Genomic DNA, 17,785 nt, shown 5'->3' on the forward strand with positions numbered 1-17,785 from the left:
CCTCTCAGATCAGCAGGCCGCCGATCGCGCGGCGGACCTTGCCCGCGACGCCCGGCTCGCCGAGGCGCAGGGCGAGGTTGGCGGCGTTCAGCAGCGCGTCGATCTGGAACGCGGTGAGCTCGGGATCGGCGTCGGCGATCTCCCCGGCGGCGACGGCCTCCGACACCTGCTCGGCGAGCAGGCCCAGCCAGGCCCGCCGCTGGCCGGCCAGGAGGTCGCGGACCGGCCCCGGGCGGCTGTCGAAGTCGGGCAGGCCGGCGGCCCAGAAGCAGCCGCCGGGGAACAGCGGCGCCTCGGCGTAGGCGATCCACCGCTCGACCAGGGCCCGCAGCCGGGCGAGGCCGGGCTGCGCCGCCGACGCCGGCTGGACGACCGCCTCCAGGAACACCTCGCGCGCCGTCTCGACCGTGGCGACCTGGAGCTGCTCCTTGGAGGGGAACAGCGTGGCCACGCCGCCCTTGCTGATGCCCAGGTCGGTGGCGAGCCGGCCGAAGGACAGGCCGCTCAGGCCCTCGACGGAGGCCACGTCCACGGCGTGGCGGGTGATCGTCATCCTGGAGCGCGTGCCGCGTGCCACGCGCTGATCGCCGGTCATGTGGCTCCTCCCCGGTCGAGACTGCGAACGATCGTACCCACGCGAGCTTGGGCACCGGCCACACCCGCATCCCCGGCGGGCGGCCGAGGCAGGTGCGCCGCCAGGCCCTTGACCAGCTCGGCGGCCAGCACGGCCTGGCCCGCGGCGGAGAAGTGCACGCCGTCGGCGCTCAGCAGGCCCGGCCGGTCGTTGACCGGGTGGTCCCACATGTCGGCCAGCACCGCGCCGTGCTCGGCGGCCAGGGCGCGGATGACGTCGTTCAGCGCGCGCACCCGGTCGTGCCAGTCGGGGAAGCGCGCCACCACGAACGCCCTGCCCAGGGTGAACGTCGTCAGCAGCGCGCCGGTCGCGGCGGCGCCCGCGAAGAGCCGGCGCAGGTCCCGCTCGATCGCGGCGCGGTCGGGCGCGCGCCGCCACAGGTCGTTGGCGCCGCAGGACACGTGCAGGAGGTCAGGGCCGAACTCCGCGACCCGGGCGAGCTGGCCGTGGAGGGTGTCGGCCGCCGTCGCCCCGATGGTGGCGGTGCTCAGGTACGCCAGGTCGGGGTGCACGCGGCGGAGCAGCCCGGCGAGCCGTTCGCACCAGCCCATGTCCGCGTAGCCCGGGCTGGGGCCGTGGGTGCCGGCCGCCAGGCTGTCGCCCATGGTGGCGAACCGGCGCCAGGGCGCTCCGGCCAGCCAGGCCGGGCTCTGGACGGGCAGGCAGAAGGGGTCCGACTCTTCCGCGTACAGGGTCGTCATGCAACAAAAGATACGATCGTTCGTACGCTTTCAGCAAGACAGGCGGGTCTCGTGGAAGGCCCTGCGGTACTCGGTCGGTGTCACGCCGACCGCGCGGATGAAGTGGTGGCGCAGGTTGCCCGCAGAGCCCAGCCCGCACTCCTCGCCGACCCGGTCCACCGGCAGGTCGGTGGACTCCAGGAGCTGCCTGGCCCGCGCCAGCCGCTGCGCGTGCAGCCAGCGCAGCGGTGTCGTGCCGGTCGCCTCGTGGAAGCGCCGGGCCAGCGTGCGCGGGCTCAGCCCGGCCTGCCTGGCCAGCTCGGCGACGGTGAGCGGCCGGTGCAGGCGCCCGGCCGCCCACTGCAGCAGCGGCGCGAGCCCGTCGCCGTCGGTGCGGGGCATCGGCGCGTCGATGTACTGGGCCTGGCCGCCCGGCCGGTGCGCCTGCACGACGAGGCGGCGGGCCACCTGATTGGCGACCTCCCAGCCGAGGTCCTTGCGGATGACGTGCAGGCACAGGTCCAGCCCGGCGCTGCGGCCCGCGCTGGTCAGGATGTCGCCGTCGTCCACATACAGGACGGACGGATCCACGTGGACGCGCGGATGGCGGGCGCGCAGCAGGTCCGTCCGCATCCAGTGCGTGGTCGCGGTGCGGCCGTCGAGCAGGCCCGCCGCGGCCAGCGCGAACGCGCCCGTGCAGAGCGACAGCATCCGCGCGCCCCGCTCGTGCGCGGCCCTGAGCGCGTCCAGCAGCTCCGGGTCCAGCCGGGCGTCCCCGTCCACGTAGTCGGCCGGGAGCGCGGGGACGACGACCGTGTCCGCGCTCACCAGCGCGTCCAGCCCGTACGGCGGCGTCAGCGCGAACCCGTGACGGGTGCGGACCGGCCCGGCGGCGGCCGGTCGCAGCTCGTACCAGGGGTTGGCGAGATCGAGCCGCTCCAGGCCGAACGTCTCGCACACGATGGACAGCTCGAAGATCGGCATGCCGTCGATCACGGCCAGCGCGACCACTCCGGGGCTCCTCATGCCTTCCACCCTAGCGGCAGGATTTTGACGAAGGTGGGCAGTCCTGCCACTCGTGGCCGGAGATCGCCTTCGCCAGGGTGGGGTGAGTGAACGACATCACCATCAAGGCCGGGGTCATCGGTCTCTGTCTGGCCGCGTCGGCCACGCCGTCCCCGCTCTACAAGCTCTATGCGGCCGCCTGGGCGATCCCCACGTCCACGCTGTCGCTGATCTACGCCACGTACTGCCTGGGGGTGCTCGCGGCGCTGCTGCTGTTCGGGCGGATCTCCGACTCGTGGGGGCGGCGCCCGGCCATCCTGACCGGGCTCGCCGGGCTGCTCGTCTCGCTGGGGCTGTTCCTCGCGGCGTCCGGGACGGGCTGGCTGTTCGTCGCGCGCGGCCTCCAGGGAGTGGCCACCGGCGTCGCCATCAGCGCCGCCGGCGCCGCCCTGATCGACCTGCGCCCCGCCACCGCCGGGGTGCTCAACACGCTGGCCAGCGGGCTCGGCATGGGCGGCGGCGGGCTGCTCGGCGCCGTCCTGGTCGAGTACGCGCCCGCACCCCTCCTGACGCCCTTCGCCGTCCTCGCGGTGGTGACCCTGCTCCTGCTCGCCGGCGTCTGGCGGCGGCCGGAGACCCTGGGCGCGCGGGCCGGCTTCCGGATGGCGGCGCCCGGCGTGCCGAGAGACATCGTGGGCTCGTTCGTGCTGGCGGGGCTCGGTGTGACCTCGTCGTGGTCGATCGTCGGCCTGTACCTGGCGCTGGTGCCCGCGCTCGCACCCGCCCTCATGGGATCGGCGGGCAACCTGCCGGGCGGGCTGGCCATCTTCGTCATGGGCACGGCCGCCGCGCTGGCCCCCACCCTGGCCCGCCGCCTCCCCGGCCCCGCCGGCGGGCGCGGCCTGCCGGTGCTCGCCCAGCTCTCGATCGGCATGCTCGGGCTCGCCGCCGGCGTCGCCCTGCTCGCCCTGTCGGTCTCGGCCGGCAGCGCGACCGGGTTCATCCTGTCGAGCGTGGTCATCGGCCTCGGCGGCGGGCTCGGGCTCGGCGGCTCCCTGGGGCTGCTGGGCGCGGCGGCCCCGCCCGAGCACCGCGCCCGCGTCATGTCCGCGTTCTACGTCGTCGCGTACGCCGCCATCTCCCTGCCCGCCATCGCCGCCGGCTTCGTGGTGCGCGCCTCGGGCCCGGTGGCCACGTTCCGCGGGTTCGGCGCCGGCATCATCGCCGTCGCCCTGGCCACGTTCCTCCTCGCCCGCACCCGCACCCGCACGCGACGCCCGGCGGAAGCGAAACTCTGACCACTCCTCCTCAGTGGCGTTCGTTATGATGAACTTATGGTTCACCTTAACGAGAAGCAGGATGCCCTCTACCTGGAGGACACCTACCTCACCGCCATCGACACCAGCGTCACCGCGGCCGGGCGCGACGAGGCCGGCGGCGCGTGGGTCGCCCTGCGCCGCAACCTCTTCCACCCGCAGGGCGGCGGCCAGCCCGCCGACCGCGGCTGGCTGGGCGAGCACGAGGTTGTCCCGGTACGCGACCCCGCGACCGGCCTGGTCGTGCTCCGTGCGGGAGAGGGCGCGGCCGAGGGTGCGGGCGCCGGGCTGGACGGCCTGGCCGAGGGCGATCTCGTGCACGCCCGCATCGACGCCGGCCTGCGCCTGCTGCACGCCGCGCTGCACACCGCCGGTCACCTCGTCGAAGCGGCGGCCAGGGCCGAAGGCTGGACGCTCGCGGGCAACAATCATTTCCCCGGCCAGGCCCGCGTCGAGCTCACCCCGCCGGGGGCCGAGGCCGCGGCGCGGCTGGCCGACGCGGGGGAGAGGGAGCGGGCCGCCGACCGGTTGCGCGCGTTCGTCGCCGCGGCGGTGGCCGACGACCTGCCGGTCACCGCGCACCGCGACGACGAGGGGCGCCGCGTCGTACGGATCGGCGACGTGCACGCCGCCCCCTGCGGCGGCACCCACGTGCGCAGCCTGGCCGACCTGCTTGAGGTGACCATCTCCGGCGTGAAGCTGAAGAAGGGCCGCGTCCGCGTCTCCTACACCGCCGCGCACAGGCCGCCGCGATGAGCGCGCCCGGCCGGGACCGCCGCCCGGCCAGCAGTGCCGCCGCCGCGGCCGGAGCCCAGATCCAGCGCCGCCGGCAGCAGCGCGGCATGAGCCAGGCCGAGCTGGCCCGCAGGACCGGGCTGAGCAAGGCGACCCTGTCGCAGCTGGAGGCGGGCCTCGGCAATCCCACCCTCGACACGCTCGACGCCATCGCCGTCGCCCTGGCCATCCCGCTCACCGACCTGCTCATCCGCCACGGCGACCCCGCCACCGTGCACCTCGCCTCGACGGCCGCCCGCGAGAGCGAGCCCACCCGCGAGCTGCTGCGCCGCATCAGCGGGGGCCACAGCCTGGAGATCTGGCGCCTGCGCCTGCCGCCGGACACCGCCGTCGACGGCGTCCCCCACGCTCCCGGCACGACCGAGCACCTGCTGGTCGCCTCCGGCAGCCTCTTCGCCGGCCCGGCCGACGATCTCCGCCACCTGCGGCCCGGCGACATGCTGGCCTTCGCCGGTGACGCCCCGCACCGCTACAGCACCGGCGACACCCCCGCCGACGTCACCGTCGTCATCGCCTCACCGGTCGCCGGTTGAGCGGCCGGCCACCGCCCCCTGTGGGGTGTGCTCCGGTCATGCCTTTTCGGCCAGTGACCGCCACGCGTTCCAGGTCTCCAGCCGCTGCCGGTAGGCGGCCTCGACGACGGGATAGGGGTAGGTGCCGAGGAAGAGCCGCAGGGGCGGCTCGTCGGTGTCGACCAGTTCGAGGATGACGCCGGCGGTGGCCCGGGGGTCCTGGGGTGCGCGGGCGGTCGCGCCGGCCTGGCGGGCGCGGCGGATCGGCTCGTAGGCGGCGATCGGTTCGGTACGGACCGCGGACGCGCCCGACCAGTCGGTGCCGTAGGGGCCGGGCTCGACGATCGTGACGTGGATGCCGAGCGGGCCCACCTCCTGGGCGAGCGCCTCGCTCATGCCCTCCAGCGCCCATTTCGAGGCGTTGTAGAGCCCGAGGGTGGGGAAGGCGGCCAGCCCGCCGAGGCTGGAGACCTGCACGATGTGCCCGCCGTGCTGGGCGCGCAGGAGCGGCAGCGCGGCCTGGGTGACCCAGAGCGGGCCGAGCAGGTTGGTGTCGAGCTGCGCGCGGGCCTGCTGCTCGGTGACCTCCTCGACCATCCCGAACAGGCCGTAGCCGGCGTTGTTGACGACGACGTCGAGGCGGCCGAAGGCATCGGCGGCCTGCCGCACCGCGGCGGTGACGGCGTCCCGGTCGGTGACGTCGAGGGGGAGCGGCAGGACGGCGTCCCCGTACGTCTCGGCAAGCCGGCGCAGGGCTTCGGGGCGGCGCGCCGTGGCGGCGACCCGGTCGCCGCGGGCGAGGGCGGCTTCGGCCCAGATGCGGCCGAACCCCCGGGACGCGCCGGTGATGAACCAGTTCTTCATGCGTTCCACCCTGTACGGGCCGCCGGTGCGTAACCAGCACCCCGCCAGGGTTACCCTGCCGGTATGGCCGGTGACAACGCCTTGGGCGAGTTCCTGAAGGCCCGGCGGGCCCGGGTCCGGCCCTCCCGGCAGAGCAGCCCCGGCCGGCGCCGGGTGGCGGGGCTGCGCAGGGACGAGCTGGCCCGCCTGGCCGGCATCAGCGAGCCGTACCTGACCCGGCTGGAGCAGGGCGTCGACCGGCATCCGTCGCCACAGGTGCTGCGGGCCCTCGCGCGGGCGCTGGAGCTGGACGCCGACGCCGCGGCGCACCTGCTCGCCCTCGCCGCCCCCGATCCCGCGCCGCTGCCGGAGGCCGGGGTCAGCGCGGAGGTGCACCGGCTGCTCGACGCGTGGGTGGGCAGCCCGGCGTACGTGCGCGACCGGCGCTTCGACGTGCTGGCCGCCAACAAGTGGGCCCGCGCCCTCGCCCCGATGTACGAGCCCGGCCACAACCTGGCGCGGGAGGTGTTCCTCGACCCCGGGACCCGCCGGCTGTTCCCCGACTGGGAGCGGATCGCCGCGCAGACGGCCGCGGCCCTGCGCGCCGAGTCCGACCCGCGCGATCCGCGGACGGCCCGGCTCGTGGCCGAGCTGGAGGCCGACGAGCACTTCCGCCGCCTGTGGGCGTTGCACGACGCGCGCCCCGCCCGCGACGAGCTCAAGCGGTTCGCCCATCCGGTCGCCGGGGAGCTGGCCCTGCGGCGGCAGGCGCTCACCGTCGGCGGCGCCGAGCACCAAGTGATCATCGTCTACCAGGCGGAGCCGGGAAGCTCCTCCGAGTCCGCGCTCGCCCGGCTGCTCTGACCGGCGGCGGCCCCGCATGCCTCCGCGTATAAGTCAGCATGTCTATACGAACAGATGACATTGGGGTAGAACCAGGGCGAGCCCGTTGGTCTTGGAGGTGTCCTGTGAGACGTACCCCGATCGTGCTGGCCCTGCTGGGCGCGCTCGCCGTGACCGGCTGTTCCTCTTCCGGGGCGGGAGGGCAGCAGAGCGCCGCCCCGCCTGCCTCCTCCGCGGCCCCGCAGGGCAGCGGCGCGAGCTTCGCCGTCATCACCCACGGCGCCCCCGGCGACTCCTTCTGGGACGTGGTCAAGAACGGCGCGGAGGCCGCGGGCAAGCAGTACGGGGTGCAGGTCACCTACCAGGGTGACGGCGACCCGGCCAAGCAGTCGCAGCTCATCGACCAGGCCGTCTCCGAGAAGGTGGACGGCATCGTCGTGTCGATGGCCAACCCCGACGCGCTGAAGGAGGCCATCGGCAAGGCCGTCACTGCGAAGATCCCCGTCGTGACGATCAACTCGGGTGCCGACTTCTCCAAGCAGTTCGGCGCGATCACGCACGTCGGCCAGTCCGAGGACGTGGCCGGGCGCGGCGCGGGCGAGCAGCTCAAGGCGGCCGGCGTCACCAAGCTGCTGTGCGTCATCCACGAGGCCGGCAACGTCGGCCTCGACCAGCGCTGCAAGGGCGCCGAGCAGACGCTGGGCGGCACCGTCGAGCGGCTGCAGGTGGACGTGAGCAACCTGGCCGACGTCACCTCCAAGGTCACCGCGAAGCTCCAGTCCGACCAGCAGGTCAACGGCGTGCTCGCCCTCAACCCGGCCATCGCCGTCGCCGCGAGGGACGCCATCAAGGACGCGGGCTCGCAGGCGAAGCTGGCCACGTTCGACCTGTCGGCGGACGTGGTGGCGGCGATCAACGACGGAGAGGTCCTGTTCGCCGTGGACCAGCAGCAGTACCTCCAGGGCTACCTGCCGATCACGTTCCTGAACCTGTACAAGAGCAACCTCAACACCGTCGGCGGCGGCCTGCCGGTCAACACCGGGCCCGGGTTCGTCACCAAGGACAACGCCTCCCAGGTGGCCAAGCTGGCCGAGGCGGGCACCCGATGACGGTGGCGGCCGACGAGCGGGTCGCCCGCGTCGGGCTGGCCCGCCGCCTGCTCATCCGGCCCGAGCTCGGCGCGGTGGTCGGGCTCGTGGTGGTGTTCGTGTTCTTCGCCGCGCAGTCGCCGGTGTTCCGCTCGCCGGACGGCATCGCCAACTGGCTCGACCCGGCCGCCACGCTCGGCATCATGGCGGTCGCGGTGGCGCTGCTGATGATCGGCGGCGAGTTCGACCTGTCGGCGGGCGTGCTGACGGGCACGAGCGGGCTGATCCTGGTGACGCTGGCCACCAGGTTCGGGCTCAACGTGTGGCTGGCGATGCTGGTGGGCCTGGTCGTGGCGCTGGCCGTCGGGCTCGCCAACGGGCTGGTCGTCACGCGGACGCGGCTGCCCAGCTTCATCGTGACGCTGGGCACGTTCCTGATGCTCCAGGGCGTCAACCTGGGCGTGACGAAGGCGATCACCGGGACGGTGCAGGTCAGCGGGCTGCGCCGGGCCGAGGGGTTCGAGGTGGCGAACGCGGTCTTCGCCGGCACGATCGACGTCGGCGGCACGTCGTTCCGGGTGGCGATCGTGTGGTGGATCGCGGTGACGGCGGTGGCCACGTGGGTGCTCATGCGCTCCCGGGCCGGCAACTGGATCTTCGCCGTGGGCGGCAACGAGCAGGCCGCGCGCGCGGTGGGCGTGCCCGCCGCCCGTACGAAGATCGCGCTGTTCATGACGACGGCGTTCGCCGCCTGGCTGGTCGGCTCGATCCTGGCGCTGCGCTACACCTCCGTGCAGGCCAACATCGGCATCGGCCAGGAGTTCATCTACATCATCGCCGCCGTCATCGGCGGCTGCCTGCTCACCGGCGGGTACGGCTCCGCCATCGGGGCCGCCATCGGCGCGGTGATCTTCGGGATGGCCGACAAGGGCATCGTGTTCCTGGGCTGGGACGCCGACTGGTTCAAGTTCTTCCTGGGCGCGATGCTGCTGCTCGCGACGCTGGCCAACCGCCTGGTCCGGCGGTACGCGGAGGAGGTGCGGCATTGACGATCCTCGAGACCAGGGGCATCGGCAAGACGTTCGGCTCGGTGCTGGCGCTGCGGGAGGTGTCGATGAGCGTGGCGGCCGGGCAGGTGCTGTGCGTGCTCGGCGACAACGGCGCGGGCAAGTCCACGCTCATCAAGATCCTGTCGGGGGTGCACCGGCACGACGCCGGCACGTACCTCGTGGACGGGCAGGAGGTGAGCTTCGCCAGCCCCCGCGAGGCGCTCGACCGCGGCATCGCCACCGTCTACCAGGACCTGGCGATGATCCCGCTCATGTCGGTCTGGCGGAACTTCTTCCTCGGCTCCGAACCACGTAAAGGTCTGGGGTTCGACGTGGCGAAGGCCAGGCGGGTGGCGCGCGAGGAGCTGCGCGCCATGGGCATCGACATCCGCGACGTGGACCAGCCGGTCGGGACGCTGTCCGGCGGCGAGCGGCAGTCGGTGGCCATCGCCAGGGCCGTGCACTTCGGCGCCCGCGTCCTCATCCTCGACGAGCCCACCTCGGCGCTCGGCGTCAAGCAGGCGGGCGTGGTGCTGCGCTACATCGCCCGCGCCCGCGACCGGGGGCTCGGCGTCGTCTTCATCACCCACAACCCGCACCACGCCTTCCCGGTGGGCGACCGGTTCCTGCTGCTCAACCGGGGGACGAGCATGGGCGAGTACGGCAAGGACGACATCACCGCGCAGGAGCTGACCGCGCTGATGGCGGGCGGGGCGGAGCTGGAGGAGCTGGCGCACGAGCTGCGCCGCGAATGAGCTTGGCCGACTTTTGACGTGCCCGGGTGGTCGGCCGGACCTGCGGGCAGGCACAAGAACAGCATGACCACCACGCGGTCTCGGCAGGTGCGGGCCTCCCGTACGGAGCCGTGGCCGGGCCGCCCACCGGGCCCGTTATTACGCGGCGGCGCGGCCGGGCGGGCCGCCGCGCGCGGCCCGCACCGGCCCGGACGGCGGGACGCACCGGCCTGAGGGCGGGACGCACCCGGCCCGGAGGGCGGGACGCACAGGTCAGAGGGGCCCGACAGGGCGGGACGCACAGGCGCGGCGCCACCCGCCCGCCATAAGGTGCGGCCAGATTCCGCCCCCTCAGTAGGAGCACCATGACCGCCATCGACTCACCGAGCCTGCCGATCGGCGCGGCGTTCGACCGCATGCCGTTCACGCGCAGGCACGTGCTCATCGCGCTCGCGCTGTTCGTCGCGTTCGTCATCGAGTCGTGGGAGCAGCTCGCACTCGTCTACGTCTCCGGCGACCTCGGCGCGAAGCTCGGCATCGACGAGGCGGGCGTCGGGATCGTGCTGTCGGCGGTGGCGTTCGGCATGATCCCCGGAGTGCTCGTGTGGGGGCCGGTCGCCGACCGGATCGGGCGCCGGCCGACGGCCTTCTGGTCGCTGCTCGCGTACGGGGTCGTCGCCCTGGCCTCGGCGTTCGCCCCGAACGCGACCGTGCTGGTGGCGCTGCGCGTGGCCTCCGGGCTGGCGCTGGCCGGCGTCTACACGATCACGTTCCCGCTCTTCCTGGAGCTGCTGCCGACCCGGCACCGCGGCCGGGCCGCCGTGTACCTGTCGATCGGGTGGCCGATCGGCATGCTCGCCGCGATCGGCGCGTCCATGGGGCTGGGCGGGCTCGGCTGGCACGTCGTCGTGATCGCCAGCGCGGTGGCCGGGCTGTGGGCGTTCGCGATCAGGGCGTGGGTGCCGGAGTCGCCGTACTGGCTGGCCGCGCGCGGGCGGCAGGAGGAGGCGCGGGCGGTGCTGCGCTCGCTCGGCAGCCCCGACGCCGAGGCGACGTTCACGGTGGCCCGGCACCGGGCAGGGCGGCCGCTGGACCTGTTCAGGGGCGGGCTGGCGCGCATCACGCTGGTGATGCTGGCGCTGAACTTCGTCTTCAACTGGGGCTACTGGGGCCTGCAGACGTGGCTGCCCACGCTGCTGCAGGAGCGGGGCCTGACGCTGTCGGCGTCGCTGGGGTTCGCCGCGCTGAGCGCGCTCATGATGATCCCCGGATACGTGAGCGCGTCGCTGCTGACCGGCCGCTTCGGCCGCAAGCCGGTCTTCCTCGTGTACGTCGTCGCGGCCGCGCTGGGCGGCCTCTGGTTCGCCACCGCCGGATCCTCCTTCGGCCTGTACGCGGGCAACTTCGTGCTGGCGTTCTTCAGCATGGGCGCGTGGGGCGTCTGGAACACCTGGAACGGCGAGTTCTACCCGACCGCCCTGCGCGGCACCGGCTACTCGTGGGCGACGGCGGCGCAGCTCGTCGCCACCACCGTGGCGCCGTCCGCGGTCGGCGCGCTGCTCGCCAACGCCACCGGGTTCACCGCTACGATGCTGATCATCAACGCGTTCATGGTGGCGACCGCGCTGCTGGCCGTGCCGTTGCCCGAGACGGAAGGGCGCGAGCTGGAGTGATCCTCGGCGTCGCCCTCGGGGAGTCCGCGCCGACGGTGGTGGCGGTCCGCGACGGCGCTGCCTCCTGGCCGGTGCCCCGCGGCGTGGCCCGTACGGCGTGGCGGGCCTGCGTGGCGGCCGACCTGGGCGGGGTGCGCCCGGCCGCGGTGGCGGCGATCCGGGTGGGCGGGCCGTGCCCCGAGGCGCTGCGGCCCGTCGTCGAGCCCGGCGTCGCCACGATCGTGCGCGGCGGCCACAGCGTGACAGGCCGGCCGCTGGCGCCGCTTGACACCGAGGCGGTGCGGCGGTTCGCGGCCACGTGCGGCCTGGCCGACTTCGCCGTGACCGCGACCGGGTCGCCGATGCTGGCCGATCACGAGCTGGAGGTGGCGGCCATCGTGGCGGCCGAGGTGCCGCAGGCGCGCATCACGCTGTCGTACGAGTTCGGCTACCCCGGGCTGCGCGAGCGCGAGGCGGACGCCATCCGCAACGCGGCCCTCGGGCCCGAGGCGGGGCGGATCGCCGACGACGTGGCGCGGGAGCTGCCGGGGGTGCCGGCGTACTTCGCCCGGTCGGGAGGCGGGCTGGTGTCGGCGCACTACTTCCGGCGCTTCCCGCTCACCTGCGACCGGGGGGCGGTGGCCAGCTTGGCGCGGGGGCGAGCGGCGCTCCGCGAGCGCGCGGGCGCGGACGCGGGCGCGGGCGCGGCGTCAGGTGGGGGCGTGGCTTCGGGTGGCGGCGGGGCTTCTGGTGCGGTCACGGACGGGGGCGGTGACGCGGGCCCCGGCCTGGCTGAGGTTCCGGACGGTGTGGCCGCCGCGTACGGGGCGGCACTCGGGCGGCCCGAGGCGCACGTGGAGCGGATCGTGCTGGCCAGGGGGCGGGCGGAGCTGGACCGGGTGCTGCGGGACGCCAGGGACGAGGCGCTCACCCGCGTCGTCAGCGCGGGCGCGGCACCGGGGTCCGCCGCGATCGACGAGATCACCGTGAACCCGCTGTCGTACCTGCCCGACGGCCTCTACCGGGTGCGGGTGACGGCGGGCGGGCGGCCGTGGGCCGGCTGATCGACCGCGACGGGCTCGGCCGGTTCTCGGCGGGTTCGCGGCTGTTCGCGACCGGGGCGGCGCAGTCCTCGTACAACCTGGCCTACGACTGGGCCGCCTCCGTCGTCGGGCGCGGCGTGCAGCTGGTGGCGGCCGGCGAGCTGGCGCCCGACACCTTGTGCGTGGTGGTCAGCCTGGTCGGCTCCACGACGGCGCTGGGCGAGCAACTGCCGGCCGGGGACGAGCCGGAGCGGGCCGTCCGGGCGCTGGAACGCAGGCTCGGAGAGCGGGCCGGGGCGGTGGCGGCGCTGAACCTGGCGGCCGAGAACGCCCTGATCCCGCTCATCGCGGCGGCCGGGCTGGGGCTGCCCCTAGTGGACGGCGACGGAACCGGGCGGGTGTTCCCGCTGGTGGAGCAGACCACGTACACGCTGGGCGGGATGAGCGCGGCGCCGCTGGCCCTGGCCGGCGGGCTCGGGGAGCTGGTGCTGCTGGAGACGGCGGCCGACCGGGTGGAGGAGCTGCTGCGCCCCGTGGTGCTGTCGGTCGGCGGCTGGGCGGTGGCGGCGTGCTACCCGATGGCGGCGCGCGACCTGGCGCGGGTGCTGGTGCCGGGCACGGTGAGCCTCCTCATGCGGGCCGGCGAGCCCGGCGCGCCCCGGTCGGCGGCGGCCCCGTACGGGGTGCGGACCTTGTGCCGGGGACGCATCCAGGCGGTCGAGGGCAGCACGGGGCACGGGGGCGAGCTGGCGCTGCCGTCGCTGCCGTCCAGCATCGTGCTGCGCGAGTCGGAGGGGCTGCGCCGGCTGGTCCGGCTGGAGGCGCACAACGAGATCGTGCTGGCACTGGCCGACGGGGCGGTGGTGGCGACGGTGCCGGACCAGATCTGCATGATCTCGACGGCCGACGGGATGGTGGTGGACGTGGACAAGGCCGAGCCCGGCCTGGAGGTGGACATCATGGTGGTCAGGGCCGCACCGGTCTGGCACACGGACCAGGGCCTGGCCCTGGGCGGCCCGCGCGCGTTCGGAATCACCCTGTGACCGGGATCCGGGGGCGTGCGGTGAGGAGCTCGGGATGAGCGGGGTGCGGGGGCCGGGGTGGGAGGCGCCGGTCACGGTGGCGGAGCTGGTCAACGCCGGGCCGCTGGCCGGGGCGCGCATGTACGGCGCGGGCGAGAACCCCGTGCGCGGGGTGCGGATCGTGGACGAGCCGTCGGTGTTCGCCACGGTGACGCCGCACACGGCGGTCGTGCTGATCGGGACGGCGGCCAGCGGCGGCTGGGCGGTGGAGATGGCCATGCGCCGGGCCTGGGAGCAGGCGGCGGCGTGCGTGATCGCGCCCGCCGGCGGGCTGAGCGAGGGCTCGGGCGAGGTGCTGGCCGAACGGCTCGGCGTCACGCTGATCTTCGTGGACGAGGACCCGCTGGTCGTCGCGGTCCGGGTGGCGTCGGCCGCGTCCCGCCCTGACGCGGCCCGCACCCAGCTCGTGGCCCGCTGCGCCACCCGCCTGGCGGGGGCGGGCGCGTCGGCGCGCCGGGTGCTCGGGGTGCTGAACGCGGAACTGCCGGGCACCTCGGTCGCCTTCCTCGACCGGTACGGCGCCACCCTCGCGGGCCGCCGCGACGCGCGTACCGACCAGCCTGCCCGCCGGGACACGCCGCGTGCCGCGATGGGGGACACCTCCCGTGACAAGCCGTACGAAGCATCGCGGGACACGCCCCTTGAAGCGTCGCGTGCCGTATCGCGCGAGGCACCGCATGAGGGGACGGGCGAGGCCGCATCCGCCGGTCGGAGCCGGTGGTCGGCCGAGGTGGAGGTGCCGGACGAGGAGGGCGGAGTGCTGGGGACGCTGGTCGCCGCCGGCTCGTCCCGGTCACCGGGCTGGCCGGCCGTGGTGCGTACCGTGCTGGAGCTGGCGGTGGCCCCGCTGACGGCGTGGGCCGCGCGGGAACGCCTGCGCGCCTCCCGCGACTTCGCGCTGCAGGCGTCCCTCGCGGAACGCCTCCTCACCGAACCCGAACCCGACCCCGACCCTGACCCCGACCCCGCACCCCGACCCCGGGGTGGGGTGGAGGACACCGGCAGTGCGCGGGCGGCCGCGATCGCGCTCGGCTGGCCGATCAGGGGCCCGCTCACCGCGTACCGGATCCGCCCGCTGGCGGAGCCCGGCCAGGCGGCGCCGGTGGGGCCGGGTGACGGGCCGCTCGCGTACACGCTGATCACCGCCGCTCTCGGCCAGGTGCCCGTCCTGACGAGAGGGGACGGCTGGGCGGGGTGGTCGGCGCTGGGCCCGTCCGACCTGGCGGAGCGGCTGGGGGAGACGCTGCGGAGCATGCCGTGGCCGTGCGCCGGGGGAGCGGGCGCGCAGGTGGAGGGGCTGGGCGGGCTGGCGGAGTCGCTGCTGGGGGCGGAGGCGGCGGCGTACGTGGCGGGAGGCGCGGGTGTGGTGCGGCGGGCGGACCGGATGGGCCCGGCGGAGCTGCTCGGCGCGCTGCCGACGGCGGCGCTGCGGGCGCCGGCGGCGGTCGTGCTGCGCCCGCTGCTGGCGATCGACCGGGACGGCACGCTGCTGGAGACGCTGGGCGCGGTCCTGGACGAGGGCGGCGCGCTGAGGGCGGCGGAGCGGCTGGGCGTGCACCGCAACACGATCACCACCCGCCTGGACCGCATCAAGTCCGCCGGTTTCGACCTCGACGACGCCCCCACCCGCCTGGCCTTGCAGCTCGCCTGCCACGTGATGCTCCGCTGAGACCACCGGATGCCACGGCGGACGCTGCACTGAGCCCCACCGGACGCCCACCCGGATACACAGCAGGATCCGCCGAATGCCGCGTACTGCATGCCGTGCTCGATGCCGCGCCGAGAGGGCGCGTGGCATGCTCGTAGACGGCACCCCCGGAAGGAGGCCCCGTTGGCGGAGGCGGAGCTGTCAGGCGAGAGCAGGCTGCTGGCGGTCAGCGACCTGCACGTCGGCTATGCCGAGAACAGAGCGATCGTGGAGGAGCTGAAGCCTTTCACGCCCGGCGACTGGCTGCTGGTGGCGGGCGACGTGGGGGAGCGGCTGGAGAGCATCACCTGGGCGCTCGGCCTGCTGGCGAGCCGGTTCGAGCGGGTCGTGTGGGTGCCGGGCAACCACGAGCTGTGGACGGTCCCGGGTGAGCCGCCCGAGCTGCGGGGCGTGGCGCGTTACGAGCACCTGGTGGGGGTGTGCCGCGAGCTGGGCGTGCTCACGCCGGAGGACGAGTACCCGCTGTGGGCGGGCGCGGGCGGCCCGGTGCGGGTGGTGCCGCTGTTCCTCCTGTACGACTACACGTTCCTGCCGCCGGGTCACCACACGAAGGAGAGCGCGCTGACGTACGCCCACAGCACTGGCGTGGTCTGCACCGACGAGTACGTCCTGCACCCGGACCCGTACCCGTCGCGGGAGGCGTGGTGCCAGGCGCGGCTGGCGCTGACGCGGCGGCGGCTGGCGGAGCTGGACGACGACGTCCCGCTGGTGTTCCTCAACCACTACCCGCTGGTACGGGAGCCGACGGACGTGCTGCGCTACCCCCAGTTCGCGCAGTGGTGCGGCACGACCGCGACCCGCGACTGGCACCGCCGCCACCGCACGGCCGCGATGATCTACGGCCACCTGCACATCCCGCGCGTGACCTGGTACGACGGGGTGCGTTTCGAGGAGGTCTCACTCGGCTACCCGAGGGAGTGGAAGCCCCGCCCGGGCAACCGCCGCCTGCTGCGCGACGTTCTGCCGGCTTCATAGCCCTTTGAGGTAGGCGGCGAAGGCGTTCAGGGCGGGCTCGGCGTCGGCGCGGCCGACGCCGATCCTGAACCTATCGGTAGGTGTACCGGTGAGCTGCGACCGGTAAATGCTGGCCGGAAGCAGCAGTACGCCGGCGCGTTCGACCAGGTCCGTGCAGAACGTCTCGACGCCTTCGGGGCCGAGGTAGCGAGGGAAGGCGACGCAGCCGCCGTCGGGGGCCCGCCATTCGAACAGGTCGGCGAACTCGGTGAAGAACGCCTCGAAGCGGGGCAGGTTGGCGGCGATGATGGCGCGGTTGCGTTCCAGGATGCGGTCTCGGGCCTTGATGGCGATCCGGGCGAGCACTTCGCTGGGCGCGGCGTTGCAGATGGTGGTGTAGTGCTTGGCGCGTTCGAGGCGGGTGCGCACGGCGCGGTCGCGGCAGGTGATCCAGCCGATCCGCAGGCCGGGCAGGCCGAGCGACTTGGAGGTGACGTTCAGCGACAGGGCGGTGGGTGACAGGTCGGCGGCCTGCGGGAGGGTGCGGGCCGGGTCGAGTTCGAGGCCGCGGTAGACCTCGTCGCTGAACAGGTGGATGCCGCGCTCGTCGCACATGGCGGCCAGGCGGGCGAGGTCGGCGGCGGGGATGAGGGCGCCGGTGGGGTTGTTGGGGAAGTTGATCGACACGACGCGGGTGGCCGGACGCAGGGCGGCTTCGACGGCGTCGAGGTCGAGCGCCCAGTCGCGGCCGGGGTCGAGGGGGACGCCGGTGACCTCGCACAGTGACAGGGGCACGGTCTCGGCGGCCTGGTAGTTGGGGGTGATGACGACGGCGTGGTCGCCGGGGCCGAGCAGCACCTGCATGGCGAGGTAGAGCGCTTCCTCGGCGCCGGCGAAGCAGATGACGTCGTCGGGGCCGGCGGTGTCGTACGTGGCGGCGATGGCCTGGCGCAGCGCCGGGTCGCCGTACGTCTCGGTGTAGCCGAGGGAGAGCGTTTCCCAGGCGTGGGCGTCGTCGGCGTCGGCGAGGGCGAGCAGCTCGGACATGGTCATGGTCTGGGCGTCGGAGGCGGTGAGGTGGTGCCGCGCGGTGAACTCCCAGCGCGAGAAGTAGACCTCCAGCCTGAAGTCGGGCAATCGGGTCATGGCCGGCTCCTTCTGTGCTCGGCGAGCAGCGCGTACAGGGTGGATCGGGAGATCTTGAGCGCGCCGGCGACGACGGGGACGGCGCGGCGCACGGCGAAGACGCCCGCCGCGTCGAGCTCGGCCAGCAGGGCGAGCCGGTCGTCGCGGGTGAGGCGCTCGGCCGGACGCCCGTGCTCGCGGACGTACGCGCCGACGATCTGGTGCACCCGCTCGGCCCAGTCCTGCTCGAACAGGGCCTCGGGGCGGGGCGCGGTCGGCGCGGCGAACGCGGCCAGCAGCGCGGCGGCCTGTTCGAGCGGGGTGCGGTCGAGGTTGACGCAGAGCACGGCCGACGGCTCGCCGTCGTCGTCGCGCAGCACGGCGCTGACGGAGGACAGCCGCCGCCCGTCGGACAGCAGCTTCTCGTACGGGCCGTAGACGTCGTCGCCGGCGGGGTCGAGGCGCTTGAGCTCGCCGAGCATCGACGGGTCGCCGGTGGCACGCCTGGACAGGGGGTTCCACACGGCGAGGACGCGGTCGGTGGCGGCGTCGTGCAGGACCACTTCGGCGTGCGGCGCGAGCAGCCGGGCGATCGCCGCGCCGACCGGCGACCACCTCCGCACGCGAGGATCCGTCATGGTCAGATGATACGTCCACCCCGGACATTCCGTCCAACCCCCGCGCGGACTGCAAACACTTCTTCGCGAACAATCCTTTGCGAA

At 74.4% G+C, this 17,785-nt stretch carries 18 protein-coding genes; 12 read left to right on the forward strand and 6 right to left on the reverse strand.

The window, feature by feature from the left end; translation table 11 throughout:
• Nucleotides 1–4: 4 nt before the first annotated feature.
• The 3 genes from HCN51_RS03580 to HCN51_RS03590 are packed head-to-tail and all read right to left on the reverse strand — an operon-like array spanning nucleotide 5 to nucleotide 2,340.
• Nucleotides 5–595 carry a TetR/AcrR family transcriptional regulator gene (locus HCN51_RS03580; RefSeq protein ID WP_168006721.1) on the reverse strand — a complete coding sequence of 197 codons (591 nt, stop codon included), beginning with the start codon at nucleotides 593–595 and terminating at the stop codon, nucleotides 5–7.
• On the reverse strand, nucleotides 592–1,335 hold the full coding sequence (locus HCN51_RS03585) for an SGNH/GDSL hydrolase family protein (RefSeq protein ID WP_168006723.1): 744 nt from the start codon (nucleotides 1,333–1,335) through the stop codon (nucleotides 592–594). Before HCN51_RS03585 ends, HCN51_RS03580 begins: the two co-directional genes overlap by 4 nt.
• Nucleotides 1,336–1,365: 30 nt before the next feature.
• Nucleotides 1,366–2,340 (reverse strand): helix-turn-helix domain-containing protein, encoded by a 975-nt coding sequence (locus HCN51_RS03590; RefSeq protein WP_168006725.1) that lies wholly within the window; start codon nucleotides 2,338–2,340, stop codon nucleotides 1,366–1,368.
• Nucleotides 2,341–2,426: 86 nt separating this feature from the next.
• On the opposite strand from HCN51_RS03590, the gene HCN51_RS03595 reads away from it, so the two are divergent.
• Genes HCN51_RS03595 through HCN51_RS03605 form a run of 3 tightly spaced genes read left to right on the forward strand, consistent with a single transcriptional unit; the run spans nucleotide 2,427 to nucleotide 4,963 of the window.
• Nucleotides 2,427–3,617 (forward strand): MFS transporter, encoded by a 1,191-nt coding sequence (locus HCN51_RS03595; RefSeq protein WP_168006727.1) that lies wholly within the window; start codon nucleotides 2,427–2,429, stop codon nucleotides 3,615–3,617.
• A 36-nt stretch (nucleotides 3,618–3,653) separates the two neighbouring features.
• The gene (locus tag HCN51_RS03600) at nucleotides 3,654–4,391 is read left to right on the forward strand and encodes an alanyl-tRNA editing protein (RefSeq protein WP_168006729.1); all 738 of its coding nucleotides are present in this window, start codon (nucleotides 3,654–3,656) and stop codon (nucleotides 4,389–4,391) included.
• On the forward strand, nucleotides 4,388–4,963 hold the full coding sequence (locus tag HCN51_RS03605; protein WP_168006731.1) for a helix-turn-helix domain-containing protein: 576 nt from the start codon (nucleotides 4,388–4,390) through the stop codon (nucleotides 4,961–4,963). The genes HCN51_RS03600 and HCN51_RS03605 overlap by 4 nt, the downstream gene beginning before the upstream one ends.
• A 36-nt stretch (nucleotides 4,964–4,999) precedes the next feature.
• On the opposite strand, the gene HCN51_RS03610 is transcribed toward HCN51_RS03605, so the two are convergent.
• On the reverse strand, nucleotides 5,000–5,806 hold the full coding sequence (locus HCN51_RS03610) for an SDR family oxidoreductase (protein ID WP_168006733.1): 807 nt from the start codon (nucleotides 5,804–5,806) through the stop codon (nucleotides 5,000–5,002).
• Between the two features lie 63 nt (nucleotides 5,807–5,869).
• Here HCN51_RS03610 and HCN51_RS03615 point away from each other — a divergent pair, with 63 nt between their 5' ends.
• From HCN51_RS03615 to HCN51_RS03655, 9 genes are all read left to right on the forward strand, one after another.
• Nucleotides 5,870–6,649 carry a helix-turn-helix domain-containing protein gene (locus HCN51_RS03615; protein ID WP_168006735.1) on the forward strand — a complete coding sequence of 260 codons (780 nt, stop codon included), beginning with the start codon at nucleotides 5,870–5,872 and terminating at the stop codon, nucleotides 6,647–6,649.
• Between the two features lie 104 nt (nucleotides 6,650–6,753).
• A complete protein-coding gene (locus HCN51_RS03620) occupies nucleotides 6,754–7,737 on the forward strand; it encodes a sugar ABC transporter substrate-binding protein (protein ID WP_346433519.1) in 984 nt (327 codons plus the stop codon).
• Nucleotides 7,734–8,765, forward strand: a complete 1,032-nt coding sequence (locus HCN51_RS03625) for an ABC transporter permease (RefSeq protein WP_168006739.1) — start codon at nucleotides 7,734–7,736, stop codon at nucleotides 8,763–8,765. The genes HCN51_RS03620 and HCN51_RS03625 overlap by 4 nt, the downstream gene beginning before the upstream one ends.
• The gene (locus HCN51_RS03630) at nucleotides 8,762–9,520 is read left to right on the forward strand and encodes an ATP-binding cassette domain-containing protein (RefSeq protein WP_206066525.1); all 759 of its coding nucleotides are present in this window, start codon (nucleotides 8,762–8,764) and stop codon (nucleotides 9,518–9,520) included. Before HCN51_RS03625 ends, HCN51_RS03630 begins: the two co-directional genes overlap by 4 nt.
• 344 nt (nucleotides 9,521–9,864) lie before the next feature.
• Nucleotides 9,865–11,172: an MFS transporter gene (locus tag HCN51_RS03635; protein ID WP_168006741.1), complete on the forward strand. Its 1,308-nt coding sequence runs from the start codon at nucleotides 9,865–9,867 to the stop codon at nucleotides 11,170–11,172.
• Nucleotides 11,169–12,215 (forward strand): hypothetical protein, encoded by a 1,047-nt coding sequence (locus HCN51_RS03640; protein ID WP_168006743.1) that lies wholly within the window; start codon nucleotides 11,169–11,171, stop codon nucleotides 12,213–12,215. The genes HCN51_RS03635 and HCN51_RS03640 overlap by 4 nt, the downstream gene beginning before the upstream one ends.
• Nucleotides 12,203–13,237 (forward strand): S-methyl thiohydantoin desulfurase domain-containing protein, encoded by a 1,035-nt coding sequence (locus tag HCN51_RS03645; protein WP_168006745.1) that lies wholly within the window; start codon nucleotides 12,203–12,205, stop codon nucleotides 13,235–13,237. The genes HCN51_RS03640 and HCN51_RS03645 overlap by 13 nt, the downstream gene beginning before the upstream one ends.
• Nucleotides 13,238–13,271: 34 nt before the next feature.
• Entirely contained in the window at nucleotides 13,272–14,945 is a 1,674-nt protein-coding gene (locus tag HCN51_RS03650) for a PucR family transcriptional regulator (protein ID WP_168006747.1), read from the forward strand.
• 162 nt (nucleotides 14,946–15,107) lie between these two features.
• Entirely contained in the window at nucleotides 15,108–15,959 is an 852-nt protein-coding gene (locus HCN51_RS03655; RefSeq protein ID WP_428981527.1) for a metallophosphoesterase family protein, read from the forward strand.
• On the opposite strand, the gene HCN51_RS03660 is transcribed toward HCN51_RS03655, so the two are convergent.
• Nucleotides 15,954–17,084 (reverse strand): aminotransferase class I/II-fold pyridoxal phosphate-dependent enzyme, encoded by a 1,131-nt coding sequence (locus HCN51_RS03660; protein WP_168006751.1) that lies wholly within the window; start codon nucleotides 17,082–17,084, stop codon nucleotides 15,954–15,956. The genes HCN51_RS03655 and HCN51_RS03660 overlap by 6 nt on opposite strands.
• Nucleotides 17,081–17,701, reverse strand: coding sequence for a helix-turn-helix transcriptional regulator (locus HCN51_RS03665; RefSeq protein ID WP_168006753.1), 621 nt, complete (start codon nucleotides 17,699–17,701; stop codon nucleotides 17,081–17,083). Before HCN51_RS03665 ends, HCN51_RS03660 begins: the two co-directional genes overlap by 4 nt.
• Nucleotides 17,702–17,785 lie beyond the last annotated feature (84 nt).

The sequence above is a fragment of the Nonomuraea composti genome (assembly GCF_012034275.1).
GTDB classification, from domain to species: domain Bacteria; phylum Actinomycetota; class Actinomycetes; order Streptosporangiales; family Streptosporangiaceae; genus Nonomuraea; species Nonomuraea composti.